Annotated in this window: 16 protein-coding genes and 1 pseudogene; 7 read left to right on the top strand and 10 right to left on the bottom strand. The window is 41.8% G+C overall.

Going from position 1 to position 15350, the window contains the following annotated elements:
* Positions 1–234 precede the first annotated feature (234 nt).
* Genes MSWH1_RS20515 through MSWH1_RS08095 form a run of 3 tightly spaced genes read left to right on the top strand, consistent with a single transcriptional unit; the run spans position 235 to position 1310 of the window.
* Positions 235–369: a hypothetical protein gene (locus MSWH1_RS20515; RefSeq protein ID WP_255350495.1), complete on the top strand. Its 135-nt coding sequence runs from the start codon at positions 235–237 to the stop codon at positions 367–369.
* Positions 370–390: 21 nt separating this feature from the next.
* Positions 391–951: a toll/interleukin-1 receptor domain-containing protein gene (locus tag MSWH1_RS08100; RefSeq protein ID WP_048127622.1), complete on the top strand. Its 561-nt coding sequence runs from the start codon at positions 391–393 to the stop codon at positions 949–951.
* Between the two features lie 32 nt (positions 952–983).
* Positions 984–1310: a hypothetical protein gene (locus MSWH1_RS08095; RefSeq protein ID WP_197073891.1), complete on the top strand. Its 327-nt coding sequence runs from the start codon at positions 984–986 to the stop codon at positions 1308–1310.
* Positions 1311–1647: 337 nt separating this feature from the next.
* Here the strand turns inward: MSWH1_RS08095 and MSWH1_RS08090 are convergent, their stop codons facing one another.
* Complete coding sequence (locus tag MSWH1_RS08090; protein ID WP_048127618.1) at positions 1648–1836, bottom strand: DUF2795 domain-containing protein; 189 nt, start codon at positions 1834–1836, stop codon at positions 1648–1650.
* Between the two features lie 743 nt (positions 1837–2579).
* Between MSWH1_RS08090 and MSWH1_RS08080 the strand changes: the two genes are divergently transcribed.
* The 3 genes from MSWH1_RS08080 (at position 2580) to MSWH1_RS17500 (ending at position 4712) form a co-directional block, all read left to right on the top strand.
* On the top strand, positions 2580–3092 hold the full coding sequence (locus MSWH1_RS08080) for a hypothetical protein (RefSeq protein WP_048127614.1): 513 nt from the start codon (positions 2580–2582) through the stop codon (positions 3090–3092).
* Between the two features lie 793 nt (positions 3093–3885).
* Positions 3886–4029, top strand: coding sequence for a hypothetical protein (locus tag MSWH1_RS18990; RefSeq protein WP_156148108.1), 144 nt, complete (start codon positions 3886–3888; stop codon positions 4027–4029).
* A 167-nt stretch (positions 4030–4196) separates the two neighbouring features.
* Positions 4197–4712 (top strand): phosphatidylserine decarboxylase, encoded by a 516-nt coding sequence (locus MSWH1_RS17500; protein ID WP_052722682.1) that lies wholly within the window; start codon positions 4197–4199, stop codon positions 4710–4712.
* Positions 4713–4726: 14 nt separating this feature from the next.
* Here MSWH1_RS17500 and MSWH1_RS17495 read toward each other — a convergent pair whose 3' ends face one another.
* From MSWH1_RS17495 to tnpC, 8 genes and pseudogenes are all read right to left on the bottom strand, one after another.
* Positions 4727–4930: a hypothetical protein gene (locus MSWH1_RS17495; protein WP_052722683.1), complete on the bottom strand. Its 204-nt coding sequence runs from the start codon at positions 4928–4930 to the stop codon at positions 4727–4729.
* A gap of 637 nt (positions 4931–5567) precedes the next feature.
* Positions 5568–6848, bottom strand: a complete 1281-nt coding sequence (locus MSWH1_RS08070; protein WP_231585731.1) for an aminotransferase class III-fold pyridoxal phosphate-dependent enzyme — start codon at positions 6846–6848, stop codon at positions 5568–5570.
* 153 nt (positions 6849–7001) lie between these two features.
* The gene (locus MSWH1_RS08065) at positions 7002–8480 is read right to left on the bottom strand and encodes an aldehyde dehydrogenase family protein (protein ID WP_048127610.1); all 1479 of its coding nucleotides are present in this window, start codon (positions 8478–8480) and stop codon (positions 7002–7004) included.
* 543 nt (positions 8481–9023) lie between these two features.
* The gene (locus tag MSWH1_RS08060) at positions 9024–9281 is read right to left on the bottom strand and encodes a response regulator (RefSeq protein WP_231585374.1); all 258 of its coding nucleotides are present in this window, start codon (positions 9279–9281) and stop codon (positions 9024–9026) included.
* Positions 9247–9399, bottom strand: a complete 153-nt coding sequence (locus tag MSWH1_RS19990; RefSeq protein ID WP_231585375.1) for a response regulator — start codon at positions 9397–9399, stop codon at positions 9247–9249. Before MSWH1_RS19990 ends, MSWH1_RS08060 begins: the two co-directional genes overlap by 35 nt.
* Positions 9400–10002: 603 nt before the next feature.
* On the bottom strand, positions 10003–11904 hold the full coding sequence (gene gatE, locus MSWH1_RS08050; protein WP_048127605.1) for a Glu-tRNA(Gln) amidotransferase subunit GatE: 1902 nt from the start codon (positions 11902–11904) through the stop codon (positions 10003–10005).
* 133 nt (positions 11905–12037) lie between these two features.
* The gene (locus MSWH1_RS20510; protein WP_255350494.1) at positions 12038–12166 is read right to left on the bottom strand and encodes a hypothetical protein; all 129 of its coding nucleotides are present in this window, start codon (positions 12164–12166) and stop codon (positions 12038–12040) included.
* Between the two features lie 198 nt (positions 12167–12364).
* A pseudogene (tnpC, locus tag MSWH1_RS08045) lies at positions 12365–13819 on the bottom strand (IS66 family transposase).
* A 243-nt stretch (positions 13820–14062) separates the two neighbouring features.
* Between tnpC and MSWH1_RS08035 the strand changes: the two are divergent.
* A complete protein-coding gene (locus tag MSWH1_RS08035) occupies positions 14063–14356 on the top strand; it encodes a nuclear transport factor 2 family protein (protein WP_048127604.1) in 294 nt (97 codons plus the stop codon).
* Positions 14357–14656: 300 nt separating this feature from the next.
* Here MSWH1_RS08035 and MSWH1_RS08030 read toward each other — a convergent pair whose 3' ends face one another.
* Complete coding sequence (locus tag MSWH1_RS08030; RefSeq protein WP_048127602.1) at positions 14657–15313, bottom strand: DUF2284 domain-containing protein; 657 nt, start codon at positions 15311–15313, stop codon at positions 14657–14659.
* Positions 15314–15350: the final 37 nt, after the last annotated feature.

Below are 15350 nucleotides of genomic sequence, written 5' to 3'. Positions count from 1 at the left end.
TGGCACTGAATAATTCTGGTGCTGCACAGTTCTGGTACGCATAATTCTGGTACTGCATAATAGAAGGCACTTAGCAAAGCATGTTATTGCCAATTTGAAATTCGTTTTCAAGGATTTAATCTTAACAGAACAAATTTAGCAGCTTGAATTCATAACAAAGCAAATATAACAAAGCAGACCGACAGTAGAGCAATTTTGTAGAAAGTAGTGTCCTTGAAAGAGGGGGAGTTATTTTTGGGAAAAGAAGACAGAAAACCATCTTTTCAGCCTGAGCCGATACCTGATCCGGAGCCGCAGCCGGTTCCTTCACCCGAACCGATACCTGAACCTGAACCGGAGACCGAACATAAGTCCGGAAAAACAAAATAACACGGACCAAGTACAGCAGGTATGATCACAAAGATTTACATTTCTCATTGCGAGCAGGACGAACCGCTTGCCCAGGAACTGGCGCGAGCTCTCTGGACAGTTGAACTGGAGAGTTTTTCGTCCCTGTACCGGAAAGCTCGAATTCTTTCCCTAGCTGAAAGAATACGTTTTGGCATCCGCCAGTCAGACTGCGTCATCCCGATCATCACGCAGGAGGGAATAGTATCCCCTGAGGTAAATCAGGAGATCGGGCTGGCTGTAGGAACCGACCAGTTAATAATTCCACTGGTAGAGGCAGGAATTGAACTGCCCATCCTTATACGCCATCTCCAACCGATTAGTTTTTACCCTGAAGCCTATGAGGATGCTCTGGGAAAACTCATACAGAATATCAGGCAGCTCACGAAACTGGACTGGCTGAAGATAAAATGCCCTTATTGTGGAGAGGAAATGACCCAGTATATCTCTCCTGAAGAAAATGTAGAGAGAGCTCTTCTTGCAGGAAAACACCTCGAGACGATCTGCAGCTACTGCCAGAGAAATATTTACCTTGACCCGCGAACCTTCAGACCTACACCATGAATATTTTTTATGCAGGAAGGGGAGGTGAATTCATGGAAAAAAGAGGCAAAGACGAATCCAGAGAACCGATGGTTGATCAGTCCAGAACGGGGAAATCCACCGTAAGCGAGGTTGAAATCAAGGGTATTGAAGAGCTTACTCCTACAGAAAAGAAACACTTGCTTTTACAGCTTTCCAGGGACAGAGCAAAAGACCGTTCTGCCGGACCCTGGGAAATTATTGACGCCCACAGGGAAGAATGGAGAACAATTAAAGCTACACTGGCTCAACCCGTAGAAATTGACATAAGGGATACAGGAAAAGGTGAACTTTTCAGGGTATGGTTCGATATAACAAAGTTAGAAAGAGAACTGGAGTAATTATTTAATTCATTTATTTGCGTCAAATGTGGAATGATAAGGCTAATTATACAAGCTAATAAATCTAAAAAAACGACTTGAAAAACGGGGGCTAAAAACCTCCTGAATCTTTTCTTGCCACAAATGGGAAGCTGGGGATTTGTTCAAGGGAGTATCTTAACGCCATAAGTAATACAATAAATTTATTGAATCTGAATCTTTTCCCATTTGGCACGCCTATCAGGTTATCTTTTGTGTGGAGTTACCAGATAGTTTAAAGCTCCCAAAATCCCTGAAGCTCAACAGAATTCATATTTTAAGCTGCCTCCCACCTGAGGGGGGTTCACTCTGAGCAAAGTTACTTTCCTGAGAACGCCTTACTGACATCGGCAGCGTTGGTGTACTCCTTTTCCGGAAGTTCTTCGAGAACCTCCATTACCTTACTGTTGGCTTTGTGTTTTTTAGCGTGCTCGATAAGTTTCTTCTTCTCTGCAGGATAATCCATATTCTTTAAAGCTTTCTGGACTTCGATAGGACTCGTTTGCATAAAATTCCCCCATGTGGTATTATTCTCAAAACAATTATTGACATGAGCAGTCTTGAGATGCTCCTTGTCGAAAAGGTTTTTTAGAACGTATATAACCTCACTGCTGGAAATGTGCCTGGCACTTTAACCGGAAAATCCTGTTGCAGGACAATTGACGTCTTCGGACACCTTCTGGATCTTTACTGGATTTCTCCCTAGTATCTACAGGTTTATCTCTTTTAGCCGGATAAACTGCCTGTAAAAAACTCCTCAACCTGGCCTGGATTCCTTTTGAAAAGTTCCCTTGCAGGATTAGGGTAGTCTTTACTTTTCCCCTTAAAGTTGCCCACTCTCCATTCTGTATTATGCGATATATTATATAAAAAAGAATTCAACTCAAACGTTTGTTAGAAGATAACTATTCTGGTCTGGAGTTTTTTATTTTTTGTTGATATGACCGGCTGGTAATGCTGGAGATTCAAAATATCAATATCTGACTCCAATTCATGTTTAAGACCTGAGTAGAGCTTTGTTTGAAGCCGGATATATAAAAAAGAAGAAGGTTCTTCAAAGAGGTTCGAGTGGGAAAAACACTCCATCAGGAAATAAATTACTCACATATAAAAAAAAAGTATTCTGAAAGACACTGAGTCTCAGAGATCATAAACGAAAAAAAGGAATATGTGGTCGAATCTGAAAAAATATGGCTGAAAAGGGCAGGAAAAGACCTCCAATAAAAGTCCTCGTATAATTGATATACCATTGTGACAATCCTTACAGCTATGAATAGCAGCAAATCCGAAGATTCCGTTTTACCTTCTCACATTTCTGACCATGCAGCCCGTGAAAATAGTGAAAAACCACCAGCCTGGCAGTCCACTTGTATTTATGAGTCTTCTACTTTTTCAAGCCCTGACCTTGACCAGCTCAGGGGACTTTTACCAGACTTTAACAACCGGCTCTCTCCGACTCGAGACCTGGGGCTTTCTCCCCTCGGGCATTCCCGCCTGAGTTCCGAAGCCCTCCCAAGGCTTGCTTCCGACGCTGCCCTCGGACTTGTATCCGGAACTCTTCCCGGCCCTCTTTCCGGGCTCAAAACCGAAACCTCTGAAAAGCCTGTAGGAAGAGGGCTTGAGATTATGCCTGACCTGCCTGGAAGAACTCTTGCAGGAAATAAGGTCGGCTCACTTACCCTGGGGGCAGACCTGCCCATGGGATTTATAGAGAGCAGGCTGCTTACTCTCAGGCCGGCTGATATGGAAACGAAGGAGAAGTGAAAGAGCAGGAAGCAAGGAAGCAAGGAAGCAAGGAAGCAAAAATCGTTAGTGACTTCCATTAGGGTAGTAAAACTGCTCTTTTCTTTTAATATTCCGTAATTTCGGGAAAATACAGAATCGAAAACCAGGGCTAGTTTCATGTATCTTCCAAGTCTGATCTTTTCTGTTGAGCCTGGAAGGAAGATTTCCTAAATTACGATTAATCTCTTAAATGAAAAATAACTATCATTACATATTGCAGCAGAAAATAAGAAGATGAGGAAGCTGACGCTTATATCCCATGAAATTAAGATTTCATGGGTTTTACGCTTCTTCCTATAAAATAGGTCACTTCATAAAATGGGTTACTTCATAGCTACCATTATCCCCAAAAGGCTGACAGCCACTGCAATTACAATTATAAAAACAAGCAAAGCTGAACTATTGTTTTCCACCCGATTATTACCCTCATACTTCATACTACTAAATAGGTGGCGATGTTTAAAAAAATTTCGTTAGTTTGGGGAAGCTGGTTTTTTAAAAATAGCAATCATTAGCCTTTGTTTTATCTTTAATTGCCGCAAAATTCACTTGGACATGTATTATATTTATTATAATAGTATTTTTAATTCTTATTCTTCAGAGCCCCTAATATACACGCTGAAACACCAGAATACAGTAAAAAATTTTACACTATGCGCGTGATGAACAGGTTCCCTTTTTTTATTTTTGATTTATTTAAGAGTTTAAACATTGGTGGTATTATGAATCAAGAAAAATTAGAAATTAACTCATACGTCATCGGTTTACCGAATTGATAGCTGCATGGTACGAAGAAAATTATCATGGATTTGCAGACAAATACAATGCTGCAGTAAAAAATGTTCAGCCCATGCTTCCAGACGCGGACCCGGATGTAATACATTACTGGAAAGATGCTACGATTGAAGATTTATGAAATTTTTTTCAGGCCTGGTATGTATGGAATTCGGATTTAACCACCGGTCTGGAATATATTAAAAAATTTAGCTGGTTGTATTATAAAAATGAAGAAGGATTGGAGTTTGTTTCTACTGACCCGGGCAATTTGATGACTTTTATTATGTGGAATTAGACAGGCAAAAAATGGATTCGCCTGCTTCAAAAGAACTGGTGGCAAAATGGATGAATGAACTGGGCAGTAAAATGAATGATTACATTATCCCCGAAGGAGACTATGTATCGTTTAACCAATTTTTTACCCGGGAATTGAAGGACGGAAAAAGACCAATCAGCGGTGTTGATGGTGATTCTGTTGTGGTGTCTCCGGCAGATGCAGTGATCAATATGATCGATGATAACCTGCCAATTGACACTCCAATAGACGTAACCCAGAAACTGAATGTTCGCCAGTTGCTGAACCAATCCAAGCTGGCAGTGCATTTTGAAGGAGGAATAGCCGTCTCCTGTATCTTACTGCCAAATGTGTATCACCGCTACCATGCTCCCGTATCAGGTACAATGGTAGAATCCGATGAAGATGTTGCCGGAAATTATTTTGGAATTGCCGATTTTCCAAAACAAATCAATGGTGGAAATGTCGGTTACGGTTATGATTATAGTGTGTTTGAACACTTCAGAAGAGGTTACATAATCATCTAAACCAAAAAATACGGTTATGTAACCACGATTCCTATCGGACTTAACACCATCGGGTCTGTGATAGAACGTTTTCTTTTTCCAGTTACTTTCTTTGATTGAGCCATATTTTTTACATTAAGATCACCAACAATTATTGCATTGGCTCTGGTGTTTTCAATCATAGTTTTGAAAAGCTTATGTTGAAAATCTTTTATCTGATTAGACTTCTTTGCTTCCATCTTTCTATAGATGCCTCTTAAAGGTCACAAAGTAGCCACATTCAGAAAAGTTCCTTAAGAAAAATCCTTGAAGCCGGGGGGTTTTTTGGTCTGTTACCAGTAACATAAAATGATTCAGGATTAGCAGTAGTGAGTTCACTTTCTTTTTTATACTCCAGCAACTTTCCTTTTATCTCGTAAAGTGTCCCCGGTTGTAGAATTCATTTGTCGATTTGTACGATACCAGCACTGAAATTCCAAAATATAGCCAGAAATCAGGACTTGAAATAAACCTGCATGTAAACTTAAAGAACCACGGATGGACACGGACATACAGGGATTTGGGTCATCTGTGTTATCCGTGGTTTATTCGCTAATTTCGGAATCGATGCACTAGCTGGTTGCCAACAGCCGTTTGAAATTGATATACTTTGCCTTTTAGAGAAAAATACCCGTCCTTTTACGGTATGTCTGCGAAATTTCCCGGCTCTCTACAAGGCTCGTACCGTGAATTGGGACTGAGATGGCCGCGAAGATATTCAGTTTTCTCTGGCCCCCTTTCTGATCTCTTCTTAGTTCTATGCCACTTCTCTATAAGGATTATATAAAAGTTTTCCAGGCAGTAAAGACTAAGGCAAAATACCTCTTTTTATCTGATTTAATTCACCGCTCTTCTCAACGCCTTCTCGAATTTATCGAGTCCGAGGTCGGCCTCTTCATCGGTCATGACGAGGGGTGGAGAGAAACGGATTACAGAGTCTCCGCAGGGGAGGAGCAGGACTCCTTCTTTAAACGCTTCCCTGACAATCCTATCCCTTCGGATAGGGTCTATGGTTTTGTCGGACTTTACGATTTCTGCCCCTATCATAAGGCCAAGCCCGCGAACGTCTCCTATGCAGGGGAAATTTTCCTGCAGCTCCCTGAGGCGCTGCCGGATGTGAGCTCCCATTTCCCTTACATGGTTCTCGGTATTTTCCTTTTCCAGAAATTCAAGGGAAGCAAGAGCTGCCGCTGAAGAAAGGAGATTTCCGCCGAAGGTGTTAGAGTGGACACCAGGAGGCCAGTCCATAAGGGTTCTGTCCGCAATCATTGCGCCTATAGGCAGGCCTGAACCAAGGGCTTTTGCAAGGCAGGTAATATCAGGCCTTACCTCAAAGTTTTCCATGGCTAGGAAGGGGCCTGTCCTGAAACAGCCTGTCTGGACTTCATCAGCTACGAGAAGGACATCATTATCCGTGCAGATTTTTCTTACTTCCTTGTGAAATTCCTGGGGAGGGACTATGTACCCACCTTCTCCCTGTACTGGCTCAGTGAAAACGGCAGCAGTGTCTTCGGGGCTCAGTTCTTTTCGGAAAATCAGGTTTTCAATCTGCTTTGCGCATTCGATCCCACAGGAGGGGTACTCAAGGTTCATGGGGCATCGGTAGCAGTAAGCATAGTGAGTGTGCACTGTACGGACGGCAGGGAAATGCTCCTTTTGACGGATTTTTGAGCAGGTCAGAGAAAGAGCGCCCAGGGTCCGGCCATGGAAGGAGTTATAAAAGGCGATAAAGTTCTGGCGCTTTGTCTTCCATAAAGCAAGTTTCATTGCAGCTTCTACAGCTTCGGTCCCACTGTTGCAGTAAAAGACCTTTGAATAACCTGATAGCTCCCTTAGTTTTTTTGCAAGCTTTAATGGAGGCTCAGCAAAAAAGTCCCCGTATCCGCAGTGGACCATTTTCTCCAGCTGGGCTGAGATTGCTTCTTTAACCTCGGGGTTTGAGTAGCCTGCATTCATGACAGCAATCCCTGCAATGAAATCGATGTACTCTTTCCCGTCTATGTCTTTGACTATGGAACCTTTTGCCCTATCAACAACCAGAGGATAGGGACGGGATACACATGCAGACATTACATTGCAGTCCTGTCCTATGATCTCCCTGGCTTTTGGGCCAACCACATCAAGCAACCCGATTTCCTGTTCGAAAAAGTCAAGTTCTGTTTCCAGTTTCTTTATTAAATCCTCTGATCTTTCTGTTTTTTCTAAATTTCTCCATTTGTCAAGAGTTTCCGGTTTATCGTAATCCAGAATGCTTCACCCTCTTCCTACATTTCATTTCGTATCTATCTGGGCTTTCTGCAGCCTGCCGCTGTAGTCTATGTACACGGCTTTTATCTCTGTAAATTCTTTGATTGCTTCTGTCCCAGCTTCCCTGAAACCGTTTCCGGTTCCTTTTACGCCTCCAAAGGGAAGGTGAACTTCGGCACCTATTGTAGGGGCATTGACATATGTGATTCCTGATTCTATCTTTTTAATCGCCCTGAAGGCTTTTCCGACACTTTCAGTATAAATTGACGAAGAAAGCCCATATCTGGTGTTATTAGCAACTTCAATTGCTTCATCAAGACCTGAAACCGTAATGATGCTGAGCACAGGCCCGAAGATCTCTTCCTGTACAATCCTCATATCCGGCCTGACATCCGTAAAGATAGTCGGCTCAAAAAAATAGCCAGGAAGCCCGGGATCTATGACATTTCCTCCGAGCAGGAGAGTTGCATCTTCTTCTTTTCCTATCCTGACGTACCTTTCTATTTTCTCAAGCTGGGCTTTATTAATTACAGGCCCGATGTCCGTTTCAGGCAGAAGCCCGTTTCCTACCCTGAGAAGTTTTGTTTTTGCAAGCAGCCTTGTTGTAAACTCGTCCTTTATTTTCTCGTGCAGGATCAGCCTGCTCGTAGCCGTGCAGCGCTGGCCTGTTGTCCCGAAAGCCCCCCAGAGCACGCCTTCAAGAGCAAGTTCAAGGTCGGCATCATCCATGACAATTACCGGGTTTTTGCCTCCCAGTTCCAGAGAGACTCTCTTTATGGTTTTTGCGCATTCTTCCATGATCCATTTCCCGGTTTCAAAGCTTCCTGTAAATGAAATTGCTTTTATTCCAGGATGCTGGACTATGGCTTTTCCAACACTTCCTCCGGGTCCAAACACAATGTTTACCACTCCCGGAGGCAGGCCTGCTTCCATCAGGATTTCGACGAGTTTAATTGCAAGCAGAGGCGTGTCACTTGCAGGCTTGAAAACAATTGCATTTCCTGCTATAAGGGCTGGCATGATCTTCCAGCTGGGAATGGCAATAGGAAAGTTCCAGGGCGTTATCATGCCCACAACTCCTATCGGCCTGAGCACGGTCATGCAGAACTTGTCCTTAAGTTCGGAAGTCGTTGTCTCCCCAAACATTCGCCTGCCTTCCCCTGCGGCATAATTGGTAATGTCTATTGCTTCCTGTACATCTCCCCTTGTTTCGGGCAGCACCTTTCCCATCTCTTCTGTCATGAGTAAGGCAAGATCTTCCTTTCTCTCCTGTAAAATGTGAGCCGCCCTGAAGAGCACTTCAGCCCTCCTGGGAGCCGGAACCTCGCTCCATACTCTGAACCCTCCCTCAGCAGCCTCAACTGCCCTGTCCACGTCTTCTTTTCCGGCTACCTGTACCGTGCCAAGGTTTTCAAGAGTAGCCGGATTGATATCATCAAAAGCTTCTCCGGTTGATGAGTCTCTCGACTCTCCCCCTATAATCAATTTGTACTCAAGAACCACAAAATCCCCCTGAAACAATGAGTATAATACCACATAAATATATCCGGAAAACGTTTTCGGCTAAACCTAAATATATTCAGGGCTTTCTACTGTGATTTCTTAAAACTTTCTCGCAGCAATAGCAGAAATGAATGAAAAGAAAGACTGACCTTCTACCTTTATATGGTTGATTTTTTTGTCGCCGGAAGTCTCAGCGGGTAGATAAAAAGATGAGGCAGATAAAAAGGTTATTAAGATTACTATAAAAAAGAGAGGGTAAGCATTGCTTGAATGATGATTATTAAAAAATAGTTAATTAAAAAAGGTTAACTAAAAATGGTTACCTAAAAACGGTTACCTAAAAACGGTTAACTAAAAATTGGTTACTAAAAATTGGTTACCAAAAATTGGTTACCAAAAATTGGTTACCAAAAATTGGTTACCAAAAATTGGTTACCAAAAATTGGTTACCAAAAGTGCTGGATTAAATATGGGTATCATGCCTGTACCTGACAGAAGCTAAAGTTGCTTCTTTCATAGATTCAGGTTCTTTCTTCATGATCTTCAGTATTCTGACCTACTGCTAACAGTCTGCCAGATCCTCTGTGAAAGTTCGGAGTACTGAGCTTTAAGATCTCCTATATTCTGAACAAAGGAATCTGCACCGTTTTCGATAGTTCGGCTTATAACTTCTTCTTTGCCCATTCCTGTAAACAGGATGAAAGGGATATTAATTCTCTTATCACGGATAGTTCTCAGAAATGAAATGCCATCCATATAAGGCATATCATAATCCGAAACTACAATCATAGGAGAGTTCATCTAACTTCCCAAGAGCCTGTCCTGCAGGTTCCACCGTATCGGAGTTTATGTCGTGGATCACTTCCAAGAACGTCTTTGATAGCTCCAGGAATACAGGGTCGTCGTCGACAAGCAGCACTTTCATGGAGGGGGGGTTCTCCGCAACGTTATGATTTGCAATATCAAAGGAACATCGAATTCCTCATTTCCCATTAAGAGGTTTTGCAGTTCAGTTGCATTTTTGGTAGCTTCTATATGAAACCATTATATGCTAAACTAAGGTATATTTTCATACTTCTATCCCCTTTTTGCAAGCTCAACCCCGGCAGACAGGAATTAAGTCATCTGATATCGTATGGTTTTGAAATACCATTAGAGCATACTTTTCAACTGATTTTTTATGTTGTAAGTAAGAAAATATTTTAGTTAATATAAAAAGTTATTTTACATAAAGAAATTTTCTCACAAGCTGCCTGGATTTTAGAATAATTTTAGCTGTTTTCTGCAAAGAGTGTTTTTTTGTTTTTGAAAAAGTTCTGAAAGATGTGAAAGAAATAATATCAAAAAGAAAAATCTGAAAGGCAAATCTGAAAGGAAAATCTGGAAGGAAAATCTGGAAGGAAAATCTGGAAGGAAAATCTGGAAGGAAAATCTGGAAGGAAAATCTGGAAGGAAAATCTGGAAGGAAAAGAAAAGAAATAACAGAAAATTTAATAGCAAATGCAGAAAAAAGGTCAGGGTTTTATCCCTGATTGATAAAGTTATCTATTTCTTTTTTCAGCATATTGTTCAGGACCTTTCCGTCAACCGTACCTCTGTACTCCTTCATGACAACACCCATGAGAGGGCCAAGAGCAGCTGGACCTTTGTCTTTGATGAAATCTCCTCTTTCCCTGACCATCTTTTTAATGAAGTTTTCGATTTCTTCGGGGTCAAAGGCGCTCAGACCAAGCTTTGAAATCGCTTGCTGAGTTGTAAGTTCAGGCTCTTTTGCAAGGGCTGCCAGGAGATCCTGACTGGCTTCTTTTGCAATTTCCTGGTTTGAAATAGCTGCAAAAAGTCCATTGAAGTGTTCATCTGTGAGGTTGTCCGTCTCAACCCCGTTTCTCCTTATCTCAGGGACGATTCCCACAAGGGTTCTGGCAATCAGGGTTGAGTTAACATTTGCATCCTTCCTGTAAGTTTCCAGGAGAGCCTCGAAGAGAGGCAAATACCTTGAATAAGCCACTTTTTCGGCAAGCTCTTTATTCAGGCCGCTTTCGGAAGCAAACCGCTTTGCCCTTTCTGTCAGGAGTTCCGGAGGTTCTATGGAATCAAAATATTCCTGTGATATCTCGATCTGGGGAACATCGGTTTCAGGATACATCCTTGCCGCACCGGGAAGAGGGCGCATATAAGCAGAATTTCCTTCCGGCAGGGCTTTTCGAGTCTCTTCAGGGATCCCCTCAAAGGCTTCTTTTGCCCTTTTAATTACTGCCTCAATTGCAAGCCTGGATTTTTCAGGTTCATCTGCGACCATGACAACAGCATCCTCAGGACCTGCACCAATAGCGTCCCTGACAGCCTGTACTTCCTTTTCAGTTATTCCGTAGTTCGGAAGTTCGTCCGTGTGGAAAATTCCTCCCACACCTGCAGTCTTTGCCCTATCCGAAAACTCAGTCCCGAGCCTCCTACCTGGCTGTACTTCCTTGCCTACAAGCCCGTTGAATTTCTTCAGGTGGGCAGCAAGTATTGCTCCTTTCTTTACACCTTTTTGCAGGACCTTGGACTTCGTATCCATGAAAAGCCCTGTAATATCATAGATCTCCTCACAAACAAAGGCTTTTCTTTCAAGGAGTTCCTGCCTGATAAAAAGCAGGTTCAATTGCCTTTCAACTTCCCTGCGGACGATGTCTTCTATGAGGTCAAGGGCCTGGACTCCTTTTATTTCGACTCTTGCGCCTCTGGCAATTGAGATGTTAACGTCCTGCCTGATCGTGCCAAGCCCTCTCTTTACTTTTCCCGTAGACCTAAGGAGCATCCCTATATACTCCGCAACCTCACGGGCTTGCCTCGGAGATTTGATATCAGGCGCGGTTGCAATTTCTACAAGCGGGATCCCGAGCCTGTCCAGGGAATAGACTATTGAATCTCCTATTTCTTCGATTTTCTGGGCAGCTTCTTCTTCAACGCAGAGGCTGTCAATCCCGCAGTATCCTTCCGAAGTTTCAATATACCCATCGCTTGCAAGAAATGCAGTCCTCTGAAAGCCGCTGGTATTTGACCCGTCCACAACGATCTTTCTCATTACATGCATCTGGTCAACAGGTTTCATGTTGAAGAGCTTTGCAACCCCGAGGGAAATATCCAGAGCTTCCATATTGAGTTCTCTTGGAGGCTCTTCATCATTTTCTATAAGGCAGGTCGTATCGTAAGCCTTGTAGACATATTTTCTCCTGATCTTGGTCTGCTCCACCGCAGCCCTGTCCTTTTCTCCCATCTCGCTTTCCGTAGCCCTGAGATACCTGAAAAACTCAAAGTCCGAATCCCCAATGTCCCTTATCAGGGTAGGACACCTGCAGAACAGTTTCTCTTTTGAGTCCAGCTGCTGGTGAATTTCAAGCCCGGCTTTCAGCCCAAGTTCACTGTAATCGTATTTTTCCATATTTTCACCCGAATCTAAGCAGGAGGCGCCTTAATCCATATTAAATCTCTCTGATTTTTACTTTAGTCTTCCCCTTAGTTTTTCTTTAGTTTTTCTTTAGTTTTTCTTTAGTTTTCCTTTAGCTTTTCTTTAATTAATCCTTCAAATCCAGCTCTTTTTGCTCTCCCTTCACTTTTAAGTCCATCGGCTCGCTATTTTCCTTTTCCTTTTTAAACACTCTTTCTGCGCTTGTTTCCTCTCTTAGCTCTTTTAGGTGCTGCATTAGCAGTTATCGGTTATTTATGTGTAAGAAACTGAATGTAAAAGGTGTGGTAGAATGTATAAAGGTATCTATTCCGGAAATCCAGTAAAAAGACAGAAAAAGGAATAGTAGAAGGTATTGAACTTTTAACTTTTGTTTTTTTGTAACTATTCAGCCACTGATAAAAAAGTATGTTTTTTCAGCAAAATGCTGAAATTCTCAGAATAATAGCGGCGCTCCTTTGAGCGCCGCGAGAATACCGTCTATAACAGGTAAATCGTTCTTTTTAATGGTTGAGATATAAGCTCTAATTCTGCAGAAAGCTTCCGCTCCTTGTATAGTTCTGAAAGTTCCTGATATTTTCTGCTGTAATTTCATCATCCTTATGTCTCTTTCTGCTTGGTTATTCTCAAACGGAACTCTCAAGTCATTGAGGAATCTCAGGATCTGTTTTTTGTTTTCTATAAACCTGTCAAGTAGGTTCCTTGCTTTTGTTTTTGGATTTTTACCACGTTTTCCTTGTTTTTCAGGGTTTAGAGAAGGTGGATTTTCTTCAATCCCTTTCATGACTACAGCATCGAACCTTTCTTCTAACACTTTAATTTGCTCAAAGTCCAGATCTTTGACCTGCTCTTTACACTCATCAGTATACTTTTTCATTTCTGTTAACAGTTCATTCATCTCTTTAGCCCATTGCTGTTTATAGTTCTCCTCAATTCCAGTAAGTTCTCTCTGGAGATGAGCATTGCAAAGAGCATGATCACATTCATAACTGTTATAGGGTTTCCATCCGTCATGAACTGCTATTCCTTTAAACTCTGGAAGAATTCCCATGGCATTAATTGCTTCTGATCCTCTTTTTGAGTGAGCAAAATAACAGGTGTATTTGTCATTAGAAGCTACATGAAGCCAATGCCTTTTTCCTTCAATTTTCATCCCAGTTTCATCACAATGGATTACAGGAGAAGTTATTAACCTCTCCTGACTCACATTTTCAAACTCCTCTAAATTCCGGAAGCATTCTTTTTCTGCTCTGATTATCGTAGCAGAACAGATTTTTATCCCCATAACGTCATCAAAAAACTCTAAAATCCTTTTATAGGGAATAAACTGGTAGTTTTTACAGTAAATTGCTGAAGCTAAAATATTAGGACCATACTGGACGGGATATTTCACAGATTCTGGAAAAGAAGCTTTATTTGATTTTCCACAGTGAGTACAGGTCTTAATCTGACTTCGATGTTCCGTAACAATTAGATTTACAGGAGGAATATCAAAAATTTGTCTTCTCTCATAAGCTTCAACTTCAACATCCTCAAGAGTATGTCCACATTCTTTGCAGCAGGTCAAAGAATGTTCAATTACCTAATCAGGATCATTAACCATATCAAGAGTTGTGCCTGGATGACCTTCTTGACCTCCAGGTTTCTTCCCACTCTTTTTCCGGAGACTCTTGGGATTAGGTTTTTCTTTGACTAAAAAGTCAGTAGAAGGAGGTTTACTGCTGTTTCTGCTATTTTGATTTAAGCGAGATTCTAAAATCCTTACACGTTCTTCTAGTTCAGCAATTCGAATAGCTTGTTCTTCTATGATAGTTTCAAGTCTCTGGATTACAGAAATTACAGCTTCAGGACCAGCTTCATAGATAACGAGGATCTCTTCACGTGTAAGCATAATAACGAAACAAAATAGGATTCAATTTATATGCAATTTTTCCTCGAAAAGAGGAAAAATTGTAGCCTTTCAAAGGCTACCTGAATTGTTACGTTTTTTTATGTGTGAAACAGGAATAATCTCCCATTTTTTCCTGCAAATCGGGACCTTTGTCAAACTATCAAATATTTTATATGAATTAATTCCAATCTATTTTCCAAACTAATAAATTATTTTGGGGAAGAGAGTATAAAAGCAAATAGTGTGATTGAAAAAGCAGTCAAAGCTGTCCTTGATAAATTTGCAGAGAGTTACGCCAGACGCGACCTGAATAGTGCAATGTCCCTTATTGCGCCGGACGCAGATGTTGTAATTTACGGTACCGGTGCAGACGAAAAACGTCTAGGTCCGGAAGAAATCAAAGCGCAGTTTGAGCGTGATTGGACTCAAATCGAGGAGCCAGCTCTTGAATACAAATGGATTTCTATCTCAGCGGCTGGTAATGTTGCCTGGGTAAGGAGCTGTGCCGGCACAGTTTTATTTATTATATTAACATGAACTGTTTACCTAACATGTATAGTAAAATGATCAGGCAAAGAATGAGGAATAAATGCATCAATGCTCCAACCAATACATCAGTATTTACTTTGCGATCATTCAAAAATAGAACCTTTTGTATCCAGGCGGTGGGGGAATTTTTGGGGGAGTCTTCCATAAATTATATTATAATTTCCTCCCATATATAGAAGTATAGCTTTGGAGTTACTTCAGTGAAAAAGATGGAATTCAAGGGCATGGTATTGAACCGACACCCTGGAAAAAATAAGCAGAATATCTTAAAACCTAGTTTCCCCTTTTTCAATCCAGCAAAACCAGCGTATATGGCGATGGGCTCGTATCATCCATCGGAAACTTCTGAAGCTGAGTCCCCAGTTTTTCAAGCGTCTTGTCCATCCTCACCCCAAGCCCCATAAGGCAGGGCCTGCGGAGGGTTGGGTGGTGGCAGGGACCTTTGTCGCCGGCACATTTCACATCAGAATAGTCGCTTGTGGCGCACCAGGTACACATGCCGGGGAAGGTGGCAAGGGCGGTGTTGTAGCCAAGAGTCCAGGCGAGTTTTTCAATTTCGAGGACTCCAGGCTGGATTGTTTCTTTTCGGTCTTTCATTACGGTCTTTAAATTATCAAAAAACTGGTTTTTCGTTTCTTCGTTTTCGGGGGGTTCGACACTGAATTTTATGAAGTTTTCACTTACTTCACGGGGAAAAACGTTTTTGGATTTCCATTCAACGAGGAGGGCCCAGTCGTAGTTAGCAAGCATCTTTTTGAATTCGCCCACGGTTGGGATATAAGGTGGGCAGACCCGGCTTCCGTAGCCGTTGCAGCCAAATATGCACTTCAGAATAGTTCGGTCTTCAACCACAATATTTTCTGCGGGAAAAAGCCTGACGCTTTTTGCACCCAGTTCTTTTGCTTTCTTTTCCAAGAGCCTATAGTTTTCGTCGCTTATTTTCATATATTGTATTATTATAAATAGGGACAATAATACTTTT

This window comes from Methanosarcina sp. WH1 (assembly GCF_000970005.1).
Taxonomy (GTDB): Archaea; Halobacteriota; Methanosarcinia; order Methanosarcinales; family Methanosarcinaceae; genus Methanosarcina.
This window is presented reverse-complemented; position numbering and strand designations above follow the sequence as displayed.